Annotated in this window: 18 protein-coding genes; 3 read left to right on the top strand and 15 right to left on the bottom strand. The window is 45.8% G+C overall.

The features are described from left to right. Window positions 1-5: 5 nt before the first annotated feature. From ACE5LO_RS12740 to ACE5LO_RS12705, 8 genes are all read right to left on the bottom strand, one after another. The gene (locus ACE5LO_RS12740) at window positions 6-983 is read right to left on the bottom strand and encodes an ABC transporter substrate-binding protein (RefSeq protein ID WP_375520398.1); all 978 of its coding nucleotides are present in this window, start codon (window positions 981-983) and stop codon (window positions 6-8) included. 41 nt (window positions 984-1,024) lie between these two features. Then, entirely contained in the window at window positions 1,025-3,520 is a 2,496-nt protein-coding gene (locus ACE5LO_RS12735) for a heavy metal translocating P-type ATPase (protein WP_375520397.1), read from the bottom strand. Between the two features lie 195 nt (window positions 3,521-3,715). Next, window positions 3,716-4,735 (bottom strand): ABC transporter substrate-binding protein, encoded by a 1,020-nt coding sequence (locus ACE5LO_RS12730; RefSeq protein WP_375520430.1) that lies wholly within the window; start codon window positions 4,733-4,735, stop codon window positions 3,716-3,718. A gap of 168 nt (window positions 4,736-4,903) precedes the next feature. Further along, entirely contained in the window at window positions 4,904-5,062 is a 159-nt protein-coding gene (locus ACE5LO_RS12725) for a hypothetical protein (protein ID WP_375520396.1), read from the bottom strand. A 235-nt stretch (window positions 5,063-5,297) separates the two neighbouring features. Continuing rightward, window positions 5,298-5,465: a DapH/DapD/GlmU-related protein gene (locus ACE5LO_RS12720; RefSeq protein ID WP_375520429.1), complete on the bottom strand. Its 168-nt coding sequence runs from the start codon at window positions 5,463-5,465 to the stop codon at window positions 5,298-5,300. Between the two features lie 631 nt (window positions 5,466-6,096). Further along, window positions 6,097-6,477: a VOC family protein gene (locus tag ACE5LO_RS12715; protein ID WP_375520428.1), complete on the bottom strand. Its 381-nt coding sequence runs from the start codon at window positions 6,475-6,477 to the stop codon at window positions 6,097-6,099. Between the two features lie 481 nt (window positions 6,478-6,958). After that, the gene (locus ACE5LO_RS12710; protein ID WP_375520395.1) at window positions 6,959-7,789 is read right to left on the bottom strand and encodes a hypothetical protein; all 831 of its coding nucleotides are present in this window, start codon (window positions 7,787-7,789) and stop codon (window positions 6,959-6,961) included. Window positions 7,790-7,851: 62 nt separating this feature from the next. Continuing rightward, complete coding sequence (locus ACE5LO_RS12705; protein ID WP_375520394.1) at window positions 7,852-8,538, bottom strand: NAD(P)-dependent oxidoreductase; 687 nt, start codon at window positions 8,536-8,538, stop codon at window positions 7,852-7,854. 204 nt (window positions 8,539-8,742) lie between these two features. Here ACE5LO_RS12705 and ACE5LO_RS12700 point away from each other — a divergent pair, with 204 nt between their 5' ends. After that, window positions 8,743-9,321: a TetR/AcrR family transcriptional regulator gene (locus ACE5LO_RS12700; protein ID WP_375520393.1), complete on the top strand. Its 579-nt coding sequence runs from the start codon at window positions 8,743-8,745 to the stop codon at window positions 9,319-9,321. 385 nt (window positions 9,322-9,706) lie between these two features. Here ACE5LO_RS12700 and ACE5LO_RS12695 read toward each other — a convergent pair whose 3' ends face one another. The 3 genes from ACE5LO_RS12695 to ACE5LO_RS12685 all read right to left on the bottom strand — a co-directional run bounded on the left by ACE5LO_RS12695 (window position 9,707) and on the right by ACE5LO_RS12685 (window position 11,750). Continuing rightward, window positions 9,707-10,810: a Gfo/Idh/MocA family protein gene (locus ACE5LO_RS12695; RefSeq protein WP_375520392.1), complete on the bottom strand. Its 1,104-nt coding sequence runs from the start codon at window positions 10,808-10,810 to the stop codon at window positions 9,707-9,709. An 85-nt stretch (window positions 10,811-10,895) separates the two neighbouring features. Continuing rightward, window positions 10,896-11,321: a MarR family winged helix-turn-helix transcriptional regulator gene (locus tag ACE5LO_RS12690; protein WP_375520391.1), complete on the bottom strand. Its 426-nt coding sequence runs from the start codon at window positions 11,319-11,321 to the stop codon at window positions 10,896-10,898. A gap of 117 nt (window positions 11,322-11,438) precedes the next feature. Then, a complete protein-coding gene (locus tag ACE5LO_RS12685; RefSeq protein WP_375520390.1) occupies window positions 11,439-11,750 on the bottom strand; it encodes an LLM class flavin-dependent oxidoreductase in 312 nt (103 codons plus the stop codon). A gap of 221 nt (window positions 11,751-11,971) precedes the next feature. Here ACE5LO_RS12685 and ACE5LO_RS12680 point away from each other — a divergent pair, with 221 nt between their 5' ends. Then, window positions 11,972-12,337 carry a winged helix-turn-helix transcriptional regulator gene (locus tag ACE5LO_RS12680; RefSeq protein ID WP_375520389.1) on the top strand — a complete coding sequence of 122 codons (366 nt, stop codon included), beginning with the start codon at window positions 11,972-11,974 and terminating at the stop codon, window positions 12,335-12,337. Between the two features lie 166 nt (window positions 12,338-12,503). Here the strand turns inward: ACE5LO_RS12680 and cyoE are convergent, their stop codons facing one another. Continuing rightward, window positions 12,504-13,418, bottom strand: coding sequence for a heme o synthase (gene cyoE, locus ACE5LO_RS12675; protein ID WP_375520427.1), 915 nt, complete (start codon window positions 13,416-13,418; stop codon window positions 12,504-12,506). A 302-nt stretch (window positions 13,419-13,720) separates the two neighbouring features. Here cyoE and ACE5LO_RS12670 point away from each other — a divergent pair, with 302 nt between their 5' ends. Continuing rightward, window positions 13,721-14,047: a YciI family protein gene (locus tag ACE5LO_RS12670; RefSeq protein ID WP_375520388.1), complete on the top strand. Its 327-nt coding sequence runs from the start codon at window positions 13,721-13,723 to the stop codon at window positions 14,045-14,047. Between the two features lie 78 nt (window positions 14,048-14,125). On the opposite strand, the gene ACE5LO_RS12665 is transcribed toward ACE5LO_RS12670, so the two are convergent. The 3 genes from ACE5LO_RS12665 to ACE5LO_RS12655 all read right to left on the bottom strand — a co-directional run bounded on the left by ACE5LO_RS12665 (window position 14,126) and on the right by ACE5LO_RS12655 (window position 17,894). Then, window positions 14,126-15,142 carry an SGNH/GDSL hydrolase family protein gene (locus ACE5LO_RS12665; protein ID WP_375520387.1) on the bottom strand — a complete coding sequence of 339 codons (1,017 nt, stop codon included), beginning with the start codon at window positions 15,140-15,142 and terminating at the stop codon, window positions 14,126-14,128. Further along, complete coding sequence (locus ACE5LO_RS12660) at window positions 15,139-16,515, bottom strand: FAD-dependent oxidoreductase (RefSeq protein WP_375520386.1); 1,377 nt, start codon at window positions 16,513-16,515, stop codon at window positions 15,139-15,141. The genes ACE5LO_RS12665 and ACE5LO_RS12660 overlap by 4 nt, the downstream gene beginning before the upstream one ends. A 368-nt stretch (window positions 16,516-16,883) precedes the next feature. Further along, the gene (locus ACE5LO_RS12655) at window positions 16,884-17,894 is read right to left on the bottom strand and encodes a glycoside hydrolase family 130 protein (RefSeq protein ID WP_375520385.1); all 1,011 of its coding nucleotides are present in this window, start codon (window positions 17,892-17,894) and stop codon (window positions 16,884-16,886) included. Between the last annotated feature and the right edge of the window lie 20 nt (window positions 17,895-17,914).

The raw sequence follows: 17,914 nt of genomic DNA, 5'->3' as shown, positions 1-17,914 counted from the left end.
AATAGTTAATTTGATTGACTTGAATAGACTAAATCTGCCATATATTTATATGAATCCACTACATCAACACCAGGAGCCATTACAAATTTATCTTTTGGAAGAAAATAAGTATGGTCATTTGAAACAGCCGAAAGTGAATTCCAAGCTGGATTCGATTTATAATTGCTTTCCATCATCTTTTCAGCATCTTCATTCGTTGTATGAGAAAGAATAAACAGATAATCAGGATCAATCTTAACCAACTCTTCCATACTAAACGGGATATAGCCTGCCATAATTTCTCCATCTAACGATTCTGTTGCATTACGAAGCTTTAACTGATTAGCAATATCTACCGCTATTGTAGAACTCTGCTCAACAAATACAGCATCGCCCATAACCGTCACTATAGCATAAGTAGGCATCTCTTTCTCTTCTGGAATATGATCAATCACTTGATTGATTTCCAAGTTCATCTCATGTATAAGTTTTTCAGCTTTTTTCTCATTACCCGTAATTTTCCCCATCAACAGTGTATTTTGTCTCATGTCTTCGATAGATTGGGTGTTAAGATTTGCGAAAGGAATATTAGCCTCTTTAAAAATCTTTCTTAAATTACCATGTGTGAAACGCTGGCCAATCACTAAATCAGGCTTTAATTCTAATACCTTTTCAATATTGACCTCGTGCATAAATCCTACTTTTGGAACATCAACCGCTTCCTCGGGTGGATCAATGGTAAAAGCATTCGTTATACCGACTGCTTTACCCCCGACTTGATAAAATGAGTGAAGAACTTGATCATTTAAGACTACAATATTTTGAGGTTTGTCTTGAAGTGTAACGAGCTGCCCGTCAAAGTCTTTAAAAGAGAGATAAGGTTCAGCTGATTGATCAACGCCCACTCTTTTTCCCTCTTGCTGTTGTGAAGTATTTTTACAACCACTGACAATTACCATTATTATTAACATAATGATTACAAGTTTAAATTGATGCTTCATCATTTTTATCCCCTTTAAGATAGCTTTTCTTAAAGATCTCACAGTCAAAGCTTCATTTTTTGAAGACGTAAGGAGTTAAGTACGACTGAAACGGAACTGAACGCCATCGCTGCACCAGCCAGCCAAGGAGCGAGAAGTCCAATGGCATAAATTGGGATACCTACCACATTATACGCGAGTGCCCAAAAGAGATTTTGCTTTACATTCCTCATCGTTCGTTTACTTAACTCAATGGCGTCAGCAACACTGTTCAGGTCTCCTCGCATAAGTGCAACATCTGCTGCCTCTAGGGCAACGTCGGTGCCTGTTCCAATGGCCATGCCAATATCAGACACGGCCAGAGCGGGTGCATCATTAATTCCATCCCCTACCATGGCTACTTTAAGTCCCAGTTGCTGTAGCCTCTTCACTTCCGCTGCTTTCTCCTCTGGAAGAATGCCAGCGATGACTTTGGAGATCCCGACCTGACTGGCAACAGCACGAGCAGTTCGCTCGTTGTCACCAGTCATTAATACCACATCGATTCCCATCGCTTGAAGCCGGCTAACCGCTTGGGCAGATGTATCCCGCACTGTATCCGCTACAGCAATCATACCAGCCCACTTATCATCCACCGCCACAAGCATCACGGTTTTTCCTTGGCTTTCCAGCTCAGACATTTGGGCCGATGCTTCTGCTGGAACCTGTACCTTGGCATCAGCAAGCAGACGGCGTGTTCCGACGAGAATATCTTGGCTGTAACCCCGTGCTCTTACACCATATCCCGGAATATTTTCGAACTGTTCCGGATTGAACATGATTTTAATACCTCTTTCTTTGATCCCCTCCATAATGGCTTGGGCAAGTGGATGCTCAGAGCTCGACTCAGCAATTCCAACCCGTTTCAACAATTCACCAGTTGACCATTTTGAAGCAGTCCTGACATCAGTCATGATTGGTTTTCCGTTAGTCACTGTGCCCGTTTTATCAAGAATAACTGTCTGAATATGCTGCGTAGTCTCCAGATGCTCCCCACCTTTGAACAGGATACCGTACTCGGCGGCACGCCCCGAACCCGCCATGATGGATGTAGGTGTTGCTAAGCCAAGTGCGCATGGACAGGCAATGACCAGAACAGCGATCGCTTTCTCCATAGCCTCACTGAAGCCGCCCGTGCTTCCAAAGAGCAATGCAAATATAAAGGTAACAACAGCAAGGCTAATAACTACAGGCACAAAAATCCCTGAAATCGAATCAGCAAGACGCTGGATTGGAGCCTTCGATCCCTGTGCCTGTTCCACGATACGGATGATCCGGGACAGCGCACTGTCAGGACCTACTTGAGTCGCGCGTATAAGCAGACGACCATTTTTGTTTAGAGTCGCGCCAGTTACATGATCACCAACCTTTTTGTCCACTGGTAGACTTTCTCCAGTTAACATGGATTCGTCCACAGAGGAGCCCCCCTCCTCCACGATCCCATCCACAGGAATCTTCTCGCCGGGCTTCACAATGACGAGATCATTGACGAGCACATATTCAGGAAGAAGCTCGATCTCCTCGTCGTTTCGAACGACCCGGGCACTTCGCGGAACCATTTGCATTAGACTTTTAATGGACTTCGTTGATCTTCCCTTAGCCAGAGCCTCCAACCATTTACCGAACAATATTAGCGTAATCAACACTGCGCTAGTTTCGAAGTACATATTGACAGGGCCTTGAGCAGTCGTGTTTACAACGTCCACTACTTGGGCGCTTCCACCATGGTTATGACCGGACATGCCGCCGGTACTGGTTAGAGATGTTAAATATAAACTATACAAATAAGCCGTGCTCGTCCCAAGCGCGACAAGTACATCCATATTGGCACTTCGGTTTTTCAAAGCTTTATACGCACCTTCGTAGAACTGGGCTCCCAAGTATAATTGTATGGGCGTGGCCAGCAGCAATTGGAACAATGGATTCATGAACAATTCCGGTACCCAGATCCATGATGTGAGCGAGAAATGCGAGACCATGGCCCATAATAAGGGGAAAGCAAGCACTGCGGACAAGATCCACTTCCATTTTTTTCTTTGAAGCTCCTGTTCCCTCATGGACAGGGATTCTTCCTCTGTGGCTTTAATATGTGCACCATATCCCAATTGCTTAATTATGAAGATGAAGTCGGAACCCTTCAGTGTTCCTGATACGAATTCAACATAACCCGACTCCAGGGCCAAGTTTACATTTGCACGTGTTACACCTGGGACCCGACTTAGGCCTTTTTCGATGCGTGCTGAACATGCTGCACATGTCATACCTGTAATGTTTAAATCAACGGCCGTCGTAGCAGTTCCGAAACCCAGGGTCTCTATTTTATTCCGAAGAGCCTGAATATCTATGGTGCCTGAATCGTACACTACCGTTGCCTCTTCTGTGGCAAGATTTACATTCGCTTGATGTACACCATTCAAGCGAGATAGCCCTTTTTCGATTCCGTTGGAGCATGCGGCACAGGTCATTCCTGTAATCTGCAGCGTGGTTTGCAATGGCGGAGTTTTGCTGGAAATGTTGTCCATAAACTTAACGTTCTCCTTATCTAAACTTCAACTTTGTACAAAGATCATACGCTATTCTTCTATATCCTTTGATGACTCATAAGGGCTATGTTTTTTAATTAAGGTGGTCAAAATATAGCTAATGTATGAACATTTGTTAAGAGTCAACATGATGGCATAACGCCAACGACTCCGATTATTGAATAGGTGCATATGTTATTGCGTAGCTGCGGAAGATGGGAACACTAATTGCTTCATGTATTCTACCGATTCCCATATCTGCAGACCGGGACTGGTAACGAACATGGAAGGCGGCAAAATCTCGAGATGGCCCGATTTGACGGCTTGCAGCGATTTCCAGGCGGGGTTGCTCTCTAACTGGGATTGGATCATACGCTGGCCTTCTTCATCTGATCCGTGAACGACGATGAAAAGGTGCTCCGGGTTCAGTTCCACCAGCTTTTCTATACTGAAAGGTACCGAACTTGGCATATTACCTGAAGGAATATCTTCCGCAATATTGTTCATTTGAAGCAAGCTGGCAATATCGAGCGCAATACTCGACGATTTTTGCAACGACGCGGTATTGGCCATCAGGGTAATGATTGCATAAGATGGCTTGTTCGCTGGTAAATCTGCCGTTAGTTCATTCAGCTTAGTGTCCATGTTGCCGATAGCAATCTGTGCGCGCTCCTCATTACCGATGATTTGACCGAACAGTTTGGCATTGTTCCGGATATCTTCGATTGATTTGACGGTCAGAATGGCAAACGGAATACCGGAATCCGCAAATGTACTTTTTAAATCTTTGTGGAACAGGGGCTGTCCTATCACCAAATCTGGTTTCAACTTTAGAATTTCCTCCATGTTTACGCTACTGATGGTGCCTACTTGTTTCACATTCGCTGCTTGCTCCGGAATCTCAACGCCTGCCGATGTGGCTATGCCGACTGCTTGTCCTCCCACTTGATAGAACAGTTCTGTCAATTCATTATTGAGGATGATAATCCGTTCAGGCTTGTTTTCCAGCGTCACTGTTTCTCCATTTAGATCTTGAAAGGTGAGGTAGGGCTGAGCAGCCTCCCCCGAGAACGGAGCTGAGGTTAGTTCCTTTTCCTTAACAGGGGATGTATCATCCGACGAAACGTTCGCCCCCGAAGTATCTGTGTTTGTACAGGCTGTAAGTAGCACAACCAGACAGGTGATCAGAATCCATTTCCAATAATGTGACTTCATCAAGCTTAAATCCCTCCAACTGTTTTCTAAATTGCTGAGACTCGTCTTCAACTGTGATCTCTATCATGGTAATGCAATCGGCTTGCAATCTTAATAACTCTTACGAGCTATACTATGTATATAAATGTGACAAATCCGCGTCTACAGGACGCGGAATATCGAGATTCATCACTTAGCAACTCTATATACAGCCCGGAAAACAAATTCATGAAGATCGTGGAAACGCCGACCCAGCAACTCATAACCCTCGGCTCCAGTGTGCAGGCCGTCCTTTAGAAAGGCTTCATCCTCCGGGCCGATCCAGTTCAGGCCATCCTGATAGTACACCTGGCGATCGCCCCCCTCCCTGAGCCTCAAGATTATTCATCTGCCGACTGATAGTAGGCAGCGCAGATCCGTTCGCCCAACTGTATTTTTACTTGTCGTCCATTGAAAGCGCTAACATTTTTTTGGAGCAAACAGCTCCATTTTCTGCCGATCAAGCCCTCCCACTGTCAAGATGGATTATAATCCCTGCCCAAAAAGAAAGGAGTGGGGCCAGTCCACTCTCCAGGGATAAATTTTAACTGTTCTTCATGCATGAGAAGACCATCGACGGTACATAGTTGCCATCCCGGCTCGCCGGAATATCACGAGTTACGACGCTCCCAGCACCAATCACACAGCCGTCACCGATGGTAACTCCGCCACAAACCGTTACATTGGGGCCAAAAAGGGTATGGTTTCCAATCGTAACCTTAGTGTCATCCTGGATAGTTAGATTATAATTGGCAAAGAAATGATCGCCGATTTCCTTGGAGAATACGCTCTTCTTCTTTCATATTGATCGGCCCCTCTTATTTGTTTATTAATCAAATCCAATGATTCATACAGTGATTTCAATTTGAATAGACTCAGGTCCTAAGATACAACTTTCATAACCGCGCATGGACACACGCGACTTTAGTCGTGTGAGGAATTGCGCTCGGCATAAGGGCTACCATCGGTAGCTCGCAAGCCGAAATCTCCATGCTTCCCCCTTCCGTCATGAAAATTTAACCATGGATCACTTGATCCATGCTATACTCAAGTGAAAAGATAGTTCAAGAGAAAACCGTTAGTTGCTGGATGTCCATCACCAAGTAACCAAGGCACTCGTTGAAACAAACCCTATCTATCCCTATTGCTTTAACAATCACTATACCTGTACCGCAAAGGAATTAAGTACATGGGGTACAGTGCAACAGGAGTATACCTCTTGCTGCAGGGGCGAAGTCAGCCGTCCTGATGTTCCAACACCCTAAGGTAGGAGCACCATAAGGTGCGTTTGCACTACTGGTTAGGAATAAGTCTAAAAGGCTTGTGCGAAGCACAAGCACTGTCTACGACGTAGGCAGAGACAAGCTCGTGACTTGAGTCATGAGTTGTTGACAATAGCCATCACCGGTTGTACGAGGTCCGCTTAAGATGGGGTAACCCGCCTCCACGATCTCCTTGGTTAATGAATCCACTTTTTCTTTACTTCCTACACTAAACGCGAGATGAATTAAACCTGTTCGCATCAACTCTTTCTGCTCATCCACCATGTTTGGTCGATTCATAATTTCCAGTCTTGCTCCGTTTTCGAATGTTAGAAAGTATGTTCTTAATCCCGTTGTTGGGTTATGATACAGGTCATTGGAAGTAGCGTTGAAAAATTTAACGTAAAATTCTTTATTAAGCGATAAATTATTAACGTACATAGCAATATGTTCAATTTTCATCATGTTCTCCTTTTTCAGCACTACAGGACTTTGCAGGCTGACTATATTAAATACATGCTTCTTCTTTTACAGAATTCATCTTACATCCAGATCTTTTTATATATACTTTATAATGATTGTTTATTAAGTGTCCAGCATTATTTTATTTTCAAGTCATGTACCTCTCAGATCAAGTGTACATCATGTAAATGCTGTTTTTCTCGCCATTATATAGTCGTGGTCTACTTGGCATGAGAATCAAAACGGTGCTTGCAGCGATCATGGTCAATACCAGGCGAATGGTGAAGCTGACAAGCGGCCAAGCAACCACAACTCAGGGGGAGTTCTCCCCTAACAAAGACCAACAGAAAAAGTCCATGTTCCGTTGCATTCTTAGCAACAAGACATGGACTTTTTCATCACTCTCTCTCTTGGGTGATGTTGTTTCGGCAAACACCATTCTACCAAAGATTTCAAGCGCTTTTCACGTTTTCATAAAAATCTACTTTCGAAATTCAAGTTTATTATTCTTTGATACTCTGACCTTTTCTGAATAAAATACTCCTATACATGCATATAGTACATCTGGAATCGAACGTCCAAGAAAAGATTGAACGGTTTGCAGCAACGAAATGTCATAAATTAATGGAATAAAAAGGTTATATAAAAACCAGTCTATTCCAAATATTATAAATCCAAAAACAAAAGCACGCTTGACTAATCGATAATGTTGAAGCGCATCTTTCACAAAATAATAAAGGATACTAATAAGTAGCCCATTTACAAGTGTCAATGCTAAAGTTTCAATCGGTTTTACTATATATGATGATTGTGCACCAATGACAATGTATGATATATATCGTCCTACTGAATATATTAAAGTAATGCCAATAATGGGCATAACATCCTTTTTAGAAACTTGATTTTTGGAACTACTTCCAAAAAACATGCCCAATAAAATGCCCATTACAATTAAGGGGAGAGCATCACCTAGCCCATATAGGATATCTTGTTTAATTGAATTACTATGAATGATGCCCATTTCAATCACTCCAAAAAACCATAGGAGACCAAAAAGAGTTCCATAAATCAAGCCTTTATAAATTTTATTACCATTGATTCTACCTTGAATTTTAATAAAAATAATTGAAAAAAATAAATATGATAATATGATCAAAATCAATGCAAATGGGGTTGTAGCTACATTTTTTATCATGCGTAGATGGAATACCTTTGCAAGAGGGTCTTCCAAAAATGGTAGTTGAATTACCTTTAAAACTACGCCAATAAATATAATGCCAATTAGCTTTAATATTGCTTTTTTATTGTTCAATCGTACCAACTCCTTAATAGTGGATGGAGCAATTTGCATGTGGAGAGGGCGATGTTAAATCATCATCGTCCAACATTAACGATCTTCCTGATCCATGTTGGCTCACTCGTCGCCGCCCGTACAAGGCAGTCGGCACAGTCTTCGAAAGGCAGCGTCCGGAACGGAGCGATGCGTGCTAATGGACCTGCTGTATAGTTCAGAGTGGCAGCCCCGTAATTCATCCCCGGCGGCCGTACAATGACCCAATCCAGGTCACTCCGCTCAACCGCATGCTCGGCAATCGTCTTATCTTTGACCGCCTTCGAGAAGATGCGGCGATGAATGCCTATCGCCAACCGATTGCCTGTGGTAAACTCCTTCCCGTCGCTCAAACCAATGCCGCTCTGCATCACGAAGCGTTTAACTCCAACATGCTGACAGGCTGCAAGAATATTCGGGATTCCCTCCGACATGACGGTACCCGGTGAGAAGTTTGCTACAACGGCATTCAGGATTCCCTTCGCCATAGCCGTACCCGGCGAGAAGTTACTGGTTGGACCTATGCAACTGATTACCGCATCTGTACCAGCAATGGCTTTGACCATACCGGGCGCGTCGAATACATCCCCCTGCCGGGTGATAAGCCGCTCTGCGGGAGTAATGACTTCCGGCCGGCGAGCCACGGCTACAACTTCATGTCCCAATTCAAGTGCCCGTTCCATCACTTTCCTTCCAGTCGTCCCTGTTGCTCCAATAATCGCAATTTTCATTGAATGTTCCCCTTCGGCTGATGATATGATTGACTTCATACTCATGCATGCACCAAATTGCACACTAGTGTATTAAGAAACAACTATGTATAATTGTATATAGAAATAGAAAGTCTACAATTCTTAAAAAAGCAGGTTCCGTGCATTAGTTCACAAATCCATTAGAATTGTGTATTTAATTTCAGGAAGGCTGGTGATTCTCCATTGTTAAAGATGGATCGAAGGATACGCAAATCCCAAGAAGCCATAAAAATGGCTGTTATTGAACTGATGATTGAAAAAAATTTTGATCAGATTACAATACAAGATATTTCTGACAGAGCGGATGTTAGCCGAAGAACCATCTACCTTCACTACATGGACAAATTTGATCTTCTGGATAAGCTCATCGAAGAACATATTGACGAGATGCGGGAAATCTGCGATTCGATAGACGATGACGCCGAATATATAGATATGGGGTTGTTATGGTTCGAGTATTTCGAGAGTCATTATTTATTCTTCTCTGTGATGCTGGCGAGTAAAGGGGGCTCTTTTTTCCGTAATCGATTCCTTGAGTTTTTTCTCCAAGAATTAAAGAAAAAAGAGAACGATATGCCCGAAGGGAGCAATCAAGGATTAACTGACGGTGAAGATGTTGATATTCAATTTTTAGGAGCGGCGATCGTAGGGGTAGTGGAGTGGTGGTTCAAGAATGGAAAACCTCACTCTCCTTCCTTCATGGCTCAACGAGTGGGGTTATTGCTTGAACGGAATCTTGAAGCTGATTTCTCACTTGCATGAAGGAAACAAACCCGCGAAAGGCACCTAAAGGTTAAGGGTTCTCGCGGGTTTTGATACTTATTTTAGACTTATGATGCTTTTACTTCGAGGCAGTTACTCCAGGGGAGGAAAGTCCCAATTCGTTCTCGAATGATCTAGAAATGTGGTCATCACCTGATGCCGCTGCGCAGCCATTCGTCTCCCGTATGCATACCGTCTACAAGCTTTAGGAGCTTTTCATAGAAATATTGAAACGTTTGACTTGTCTGTGACACGTATGCTGGTAGTCAAAATCGGCAGCTGTCATGTGCTTGATAGCTGCCGATTCGTATGTGGGTTACATCTTGTTTTAGACACTCAAAAATATTGACCTAACGAGTATACTGTGTTCGAACTTAAATTCTAGTTATAGATACTGTCGTTCACCGGTTTGTGCTGCTTTTTCCACGGTATCAAGTAACTGATGAAGTTTCACCGCGTCTGCAAAACTTGGAGTAAAGGATGTTCCTTTTTCGATATCCTGAGCGAATTTGCTGTAGGCCTGAGCGACATTAAGAACAAAACCTGAGTCTTTTTTTAGAGAATCTGGTACCCAGTAATAGGAATCAGGAATTGTTAGCTCATGAAGCTCTTTGTCAGTTGGTCCTGCACCGCGCAATTGGTGTGACCCGAATTGAATGGATGCAGGCGCGCTCAGCACGATCGTGCCATTGTCTCCAAAAATTTCAAGCGTAAGTCCTGTTTGCTGTTTGACTCCCCCTTGAATATGAATGCTGGCTGCTGCTCCGTTTGTTAATTTTCCTGTAATCAGTATTTGATCATCCGTCGTCTTCTTAATGACTTTGTGAATATCCACCAACTCGACTTCAGGGAATTGTTGCGCTGTCATCGCTGAAAGTTCTGTAAAGTCCCCGAGCATGTAAGTGAATGCATCCAGATTATGTCCGCCTACAATCGTGAGCAGGTTGCCTCCGATTTTGCGATCAAATAAGTATGCAGTAGCTTTGTCAGCAACGCCACCCATCCCATCGATCGAAATCTTCAAATTGGCCGAAAGGATTTTTCCAACATAACCTTCCGCCAATAAATCCTTCACATAATTGATAGCTGGAGCCTGTCTTGCCTGTAGTCCTATTGCGTTTGGCAATTGGCGGGACTCTGCCCATTCCTGCATTTCAAGCGCTTCAGTGGTATTTGACCCCAGTGGCCACTCGCAGTAAATCGGTTTTCCAGCAGGTGTAATTGCTTTGACTGCCTTATAGTGATCTTTAACGTTGATGCTGACGACTACCATATCCACATCGGGATGTTGAGCCAATTCCTCCATGTTATCAAAACCATGATTTGCCTGGAAAGCCTCACCACTCTTCTTTGCGCTCTCCATATTGCTTGTTCCAACCGCCGTGAGCTCAAATTCATTCAGATGCTTAATGGCTGGAATATGAGTGCCGCTTGCCCATCCGTTATTAACAGACCCGCCAATAATTCCAGTACGAATTTTTTTACTCATGTAAAACAGCTCCTTATTTTGAATGATATATAACTTTGGTACCATAAATATTTAGCCTGCTAAATATTTATGCAAGACGGAGAACTCATGATAAATTATTCTCCATCTTTTGCATGAATTGTCTTAGTATCGACCGCTCTTCCATTGAAATGGAATGTAGCAATTTTTCTTGTTGTGCTCTCCATTTCATTTCAACCGGTGCCTCTAATTCTTTGCCTTTGTCTGTAAGATAAATTCGCATTACTCTTGCATCTTGTTCATCGCGTTTACGGTATATAAATCCATTTTGCTCTAGTGATTTAACCATATTCGTTACCGTGGGAGGTTCGCATTTTAAATGTTCACATAGTTGCATTTGTGTGATCCCATCGCCTAACCACAAACGATACAGTAAATTGTCCTGGCCCACATAAAGGTTAAGCTCTCTTAGAGATTCGCTGTAATGTCGTCGCATTTGCGAGGAGATTCGATCTAACAACTGACGAATATCACAATCCACTGAATCTGTCATGAATTAATCATCCCTCGAATGTTATTTAGCGGGCTAAACCTAATTCATTTGCCAGTAATTCATGCCCTTTCTTGCGGCTTTCCTGATTAGGATAAAAATCTGCAATCATGATTTCATTCACAAAACTTGCTTGCGCAATTTGATGGAGTTGCTCAGCGACCTGCTCAACATTTCCAATAAGATACCACCAGAACCTACTCGAATGCTTTTGGTGTGGGCGGCTGCATGCATGCTGAGCAAGTCCGGTGAAGTACTCATCAAGGTCGTTGTATTATGGTGTTCGGTGAACCAGTATCTCGTGTAACCCCATCGTTCTGCCAATTGCACCATTTCCGTTATGTTTTGAAGACTTTTCGAGGCATCACTACCTTTATAAACATGAACGAAATCTAAAATTGAAAGTTGTAGTCTCGAATTTCCTGTGTTCACTAATCAAGAACTCCTTTCTATGTTATAATTTTAGTTAGCTTGCTAAATATATGGACGCAGTGATGAGCACATTATGCATTAAGCCCCGCCTTTTAGATAAACTAACTTGTAATGGACCGCTTTGCTGACACAATCATAAAGCCATTATGTTCATTTGCAAAGAGGGCAATATAAATGAACATAGTACATGTATTTGTACTTTTGGACAGGAGCGAATAAAAATGAAGGTTTGTAAAGATGGATTTCAAAAAGAGTTTATTGAAGAAAAAGGAGATATGTACGCAATAGCCTTTACTCAAAATATTTTATCCGGACGTTGGAAATATTTCATTCTTTGGTATTTAAAAGGAACCACACGTCGTTATTCAGACATCAAAACGTTTCTGGGAGACTTATCACAAGGCTCCCTCTCTAAGCAGCTCAGAGAATTAGAGAACGATGGCATTATCCAACGTGAAGTGTATCCAGTAGTTCCTCCCAAAGTAGAGTATTACCTTACAGAAAAAGGAGAAAAATTAATTCCTGTGTTAGATATGATGGAGGCTTTTGGAAAAGAATACGGAGGTTATGGAGATGATGTGACCTAAACGTTGAGCCGTTTTGTGTCGCTGCACCACAAGGCTGCTGATTGATCGTTGCTTACGGCAGCCCCGTCTCCTTCAAATTCTAAGCCGCCTGATGTTAATCGGCGGCTTAGAAACTGGGTTTATTAATATAATCATCTACATACGTTTGGAGCCGTTAGTTTTCCAATTATAACAAAGGAGCACCCAAGGAGTAGCCAACGATCATCATCAGCAGTATCGTGATGTGGTTCAACGAGAAAATGAACATGGATCGTGCCCACTTGTCTTCCTGCTTCCTACGATATCCATAAATGCTCAGAATCAACCAGCCCAAACTCAGGAGCGCATTCGCCACAGCGATGTACGGATTAAAGGACCAAAACAAGAAACTGCACAGGAACAACGCGGTTAGATATACGTTCATCTGCACGTACGTTCTTCGAATACCCTTGACGACTGGTAGCATCGGGACGTTAGCCGCCCGGTATTCCTCCATTCGGCGAATCCCAATCGCATAAAAGTGCGGCATCTGCCAAATCAGCATTAACAGGAACAATGCAATGGCACCGGGATGCAAAATGTCTGGTGAGATCGCGGCCCAACCGATCAGCGGAGGCATTGCACCCGATAGGCTTCCAACCTCTGTATTATAGATGGTTTTGCGTTTCGTCCACATGGTATAAGGCACAACATAGAGGAACAACCCCAGAAAGCCGCAGAAAGCCGAAAGCGGAGCAGCAATATACAGCGCAACAAGACCACCAACCGCGATCCAGATTCCAATAATCAGCCCGCTCCTGACGTCAACGATTCCGGATACAGTTGGCCTATTCTTCGTTCGTTCCATAATACCGTCGATATCCCGGTCATATAGATTATTAAAGACACCGGCGGCTCCAATCACCAAGGCAGTCCCAATCAAAGCCAACGCAACGTTGCCGATTTTATCGAAGAATGATAAGTGATGAACAAACAACGCCATGCTAAGCCCGGCAATCATCGAAATGAGGTTCGACTTTACAATGCCAATCTTTATCGTTTCGAAGAGCACCTTCGTTACGGAGGTAGGAATTCGTTCAATAGTATTCATATTACTTTGCATTCTCACGACATAATACTCCCTCTAAGTAATTTCACTACTATAGATTATCACATAACGTCGGTTATATGCTCTTTCCTCGACCAATTCTCATAATTCTGTCAAAAAGCTGAGTCGCTTTCGTGAATAATTTTATGGATACGTGAACTGATAGCAAAAAAATAGGTCAACCAGTAGTTACTGGCTAACCTAAATAATACGAAAAGCTGCTGTTTAAGCTTTATCTGAGTCCTCAAAATTTTTGAAAAGATTGGAGAGCGTCATGACTATGAAATACAAATTTAAGATAATGGAGGTTTTTTGTAATGTCTGATAATACAGCAAGCAACAATCCAGGGAAAATGCATTTCATGTTATGGTCTACACCCCCGAGAACGACTTTTTTTCAGGATATGACCGAAGAAGAAAGCAACATTATGGACCAACATATTACCTGTTGGACGGACTTGCAGAATCAGGGGATTGCTTTAGTTTTCGGACCAGTATTAAATCCGAAATCTCCGCATGGGCTTGCAATCATTGAAGTTGAGAACGCAGAGCAAGTCTCACCACTCGTCACAGAAGACCCCGCCTTTATTGCAGGATTGTTGACTGCCGAGTTCTATCCGATGAAGGCTGTGTTACCGAAATAACACTCTTTATTCTAAAGTAGATGTAAATGGGAGCTAATACGACAAAGGTATTGGCTCCCTTATTGCGTTAAATGGGTCTTAGTCGAATAAAAAGGCCCTTTTGGTGATAGAGTAGAACGCAAATTCATGAAGGTTGCGGAAACGCTGGCCTAGCAACTCATAACCCTCAGCTCCAGGATGCAAGCCGTCCGTTAGAAAGGCTTCATCCTTCGGGCCGAGCCAGTTCAGGCCATCCTGGTAGTATAACTGGCGATCGCCCCGCTCTCTGAGCAGCTCTACGGTCTCACGGATAGCTTCACGCATCATGGGCAGGGTGAACCCCAGCGAATTAAGCTCCGTTTCGCGGACGGTGCCATAAATCGGAGAAATGACAAGCAGCGGGGTCTCCCTGTGCTTGTCGCGTATAGTCTCCAGCAGGCCAATCAGCAGCGGTTTGAACATACGCGGACTTAAGGTGCCTGCACCATAGATGTTCACGCCCGCACATAGGGAGATGAAATCGGCCGGCAAGTCGCGAATCAGCCGCCCGATCATCGGTTCCATATGGCAGTTGCCGGAGAAGCCGAGATTGGTCAGGTTGAAGCCGCAGGTCGCGGCGGCAATGGCGGGCCAAGTGCGCGAGGGGCTAGAAGCCGCGACGCACTGGGTAATGGAGCTGCCGTAAGTAATCCAGCGGGGCCGGGTGTCCGGCAGCGGGACTCCGACAGCTTCAACACCAATCCGCAAGCCGGTGACGGTCATTCCAATATTTTGCGGGAGCCAAATCTCCAGATCCTTGATTCCGCCTTGAAGTCCGCTGAACAAGGCTTCTGTCGCTCCGACGGGCAGGCTGAGCGTCTGGCATAATTCTCCTCCTGCCACGCAATCCAGGGTGGCGGCATCCGCAAGCGGTGCGAAAGATACTGCCACCTCTGTGGAATCTGTGCGCAGCCGCAGGCGAACACCGGCGCAAATCTCGGCTTTGCCCTCGATTCCCTCGGGCGGATACAGTTCGTAATCCGTGTAAGGAATACGCCAGGGCTTGATTCCTTCCACCCGGCGCTCCAACGACACAGCGCCGTGAAACCACTCATCCGTTAAGGGAAGCTGCTTCACGGCGCATTCCCTTCCTTCTGCTTCTCGGCTGGCATGAAATCCTCTCCCAGCCATACATCCTGCTCCAACAACCGCTGCTGAAGCTCGGCTACGGAAATGCCGCGCGAGCCGGAGCCATCACGCAGCGCCAATGCAGCCGCCGTTCCCGCGGCCTGGCCCATAGAGAAGCAGTTCGGCATCACCCGCAGGGAGCCTTGCACCGCTCGATCCGAGGATACGCAGCGCCCGGCAACCCAAAGGTTGTCGATGCCAACCGGCAGCATGATCCGGTACGGTACGCCATGTGAAACCCCCGGCGGCAAGTGGTTGAAGGTCATTTCGCTTTTGCTATTAGCGAGATGAATATCGATATAGTAGGCGTTGCGGGCAATGTCATCCGGGAAGGAGCGCGCAGCAAGGAAATCATCGACCGTCAGGATATAGTCCCCTTCGATACGCCGCGTCTCCCGGATGCCGAGCTGCTCTCCGCTCGCCACCATATGGGCGCGCTCAAAGCCCGACACATAACGGCGGAAGAACTGCAGCTGGCGTTCCGCCGTGCGACGTCCTTCAATTGCACCCCGTGTCAAATCCTCGGCAAGGGTACCGTCAACGCCGAATACATGGCCGAAGTTGACACCTACCAGATAGTTGCTGATCCAGGCAAGGCCGGAGATCGACTTGCGGCCCTCCGGCAGCGCCCCGTCTTTGATCGCCCGCTCCACCGTCTTGTGCAGTTGGCCCGTGTCCCCGCTCTCCTTCAGGAACCGGTTGAACTGCGGACGGTCCACATTCGCAAGCAGATAACACATGCTTCCAGGCTGAAGCTCGCCCGCTTCCCCGCCCTTCTGAAAAGGGACTCCCGCCAGCGCGGCAATATCCCCATCTCCCGAACAATCTATAATATACCGGCAGGGGATGAAAGAGCGTCCCGTTTTGTTGACGACAACGGCACCTTCAACCTTCCGGCGGTCCTTAGACAGTACAACATCGTAAACAAAGGTGTGATACAGCGGCGTAACGCCGCTTTCCAGAATGGCATCGTCATAGACCCGTTTCAGCACCTCGGGATCAATTGGCACCCAATCCAGCAGCTCTTGATATTCCTCGCGGTATACAGGATCGCATGCCTGCTTCATCCGTTCCATCAGTTGCAGGCCGAGACCGCGGATAATCGGCTTCCGCTTATCCGTAAAGGGACAGAAGGCTGGGACGAGTGCAACGGTGCCCATGCCGCCAAGGAAGCCCCTCTGCTCCACCAGCATCGTTTGCGCTCCCCCTTTCGCAGCGGCAATGGCCGCAGCGATGCCGGAAGCTCCGCCGCCGATGACCAGCACATCCACCTCGCAGGCAACCGGAATGCTGACGGAAGGCAGCGTAATATGTTCTTTCATTGAAACCTCCCCAATTCTGTATAGGTTTATGGCTCAACCTAAAAATCGGTGCTTGACAAACGATGATGGGAACGGAGGCGTCAGCCTGGATTTGCTAAGAGACCGAGAAGACCTTATTTGCCGCAAAATACGGGGTTCTAAGTTTTAATGGGCCGGAGCGACCTTATTTACCCGAAAATAGCCTAAAACATGCTTCAAAAGGCCAAATAAGGTCCATAGGGTCCGTTCACCCTCCCAAAACGAGTGATTTCGCCCAAATAAGATCATCTCAGTCCGCTAGGCAAGCTCCCCTCGTACTCCGGATCGTCTGCTAAGCCCCGGTCAAGCTCCGATTGCGGTTTTGAGCCGGTTTAATATTTCATCATTGCTTATTTGACCGTACCTTCAAGACAAAGACGCAGCAAATCATCCACATGCGCAGTAGCCAGGCATTCTACGGTATCGGCGGCGCCGTAGTAGATTTTGACTTCCCCGGAATCCTCCAGAATCATGCCCCCCGGAAAAATAACATCATTGCGGAAGCCACCTTCGGTCTCATAAGGTGCCTCCGGTGCAAGCAGCGGCGTCTCCGCCCTGCCGATGATCCGGCTGGGATCGGCAAGATCCAGCAGCATAATGCCTGCGCTATAGCGTTTCTGCCAACTGTCCTCCCAGCCGTTCTTGCCCCGGCTGCGGTCGATGTCCACGGCATGGAACAGGGTCAGCCAGCCTTTATCCGTTTTGACAGGCGGAGCGCCGGGGCCTACCTTGTCATTGGCATAGGCTACATCTTCAACCGCCAGCAGCAGCTTGGAGTTGCCCCAGTATTTCAGGTCAGGCGAGTCGCTCATCCACATGTCAAAGCGGTCCATACCGCCACGGCTGTATACAGGCATCGGACGCTCCAGCCGCACATATTTGTCACCGATCCGCTCCGGGAACAATACCATGTTGCGATTGTCTGGTATCGATAGGCTCAGCACCTCGAAGGAGCTGAAATCCTCGGTTACAGCGATGCCGCCACGCAACCCATGCCTGGTATCGACCGCAAAGCACATATAACATTGTTCGCCGATTACCGTTAGACGCGGATCATACACACGGATGACCTCTTCATCATGCCAGGACCAGCACGGTTCCGGCTGCACATCCCACTTTATGCCGTCATCGCTGAAGGCCAGGCCAAGATTGGTTGTATGATGAGGGGCAACAATCCCTTTATGTTCATCTCCGTAGTCATTGCGGAAGACCATCACATATTTGCCTCTAAATTTGGTGACCCCGGCATTAAAGACCATCGCCGGACCGTAAGGCACATCACCCGGCGACAGAATCGGATTCGCTGAATGCCGGGCAATCACCGGGCTGGAAACCAAAGGTCCTACTGTAAAATCACTCATATACATAACGCTCCTTTTAT

This window comes from Paenibacillus medicaginis (assembly GCF_042138635.1).
GTDB lineage: Bacteria > Bacillota > Bacilli > Paenibacillales > Paenibacillaceae > Paenibacillus > Paenibacillus medicaginis.
Note: the sequence above shows the minus strand (reverse complement) of the source record. Positions and strands in the feature narration are given on the sequence as shown.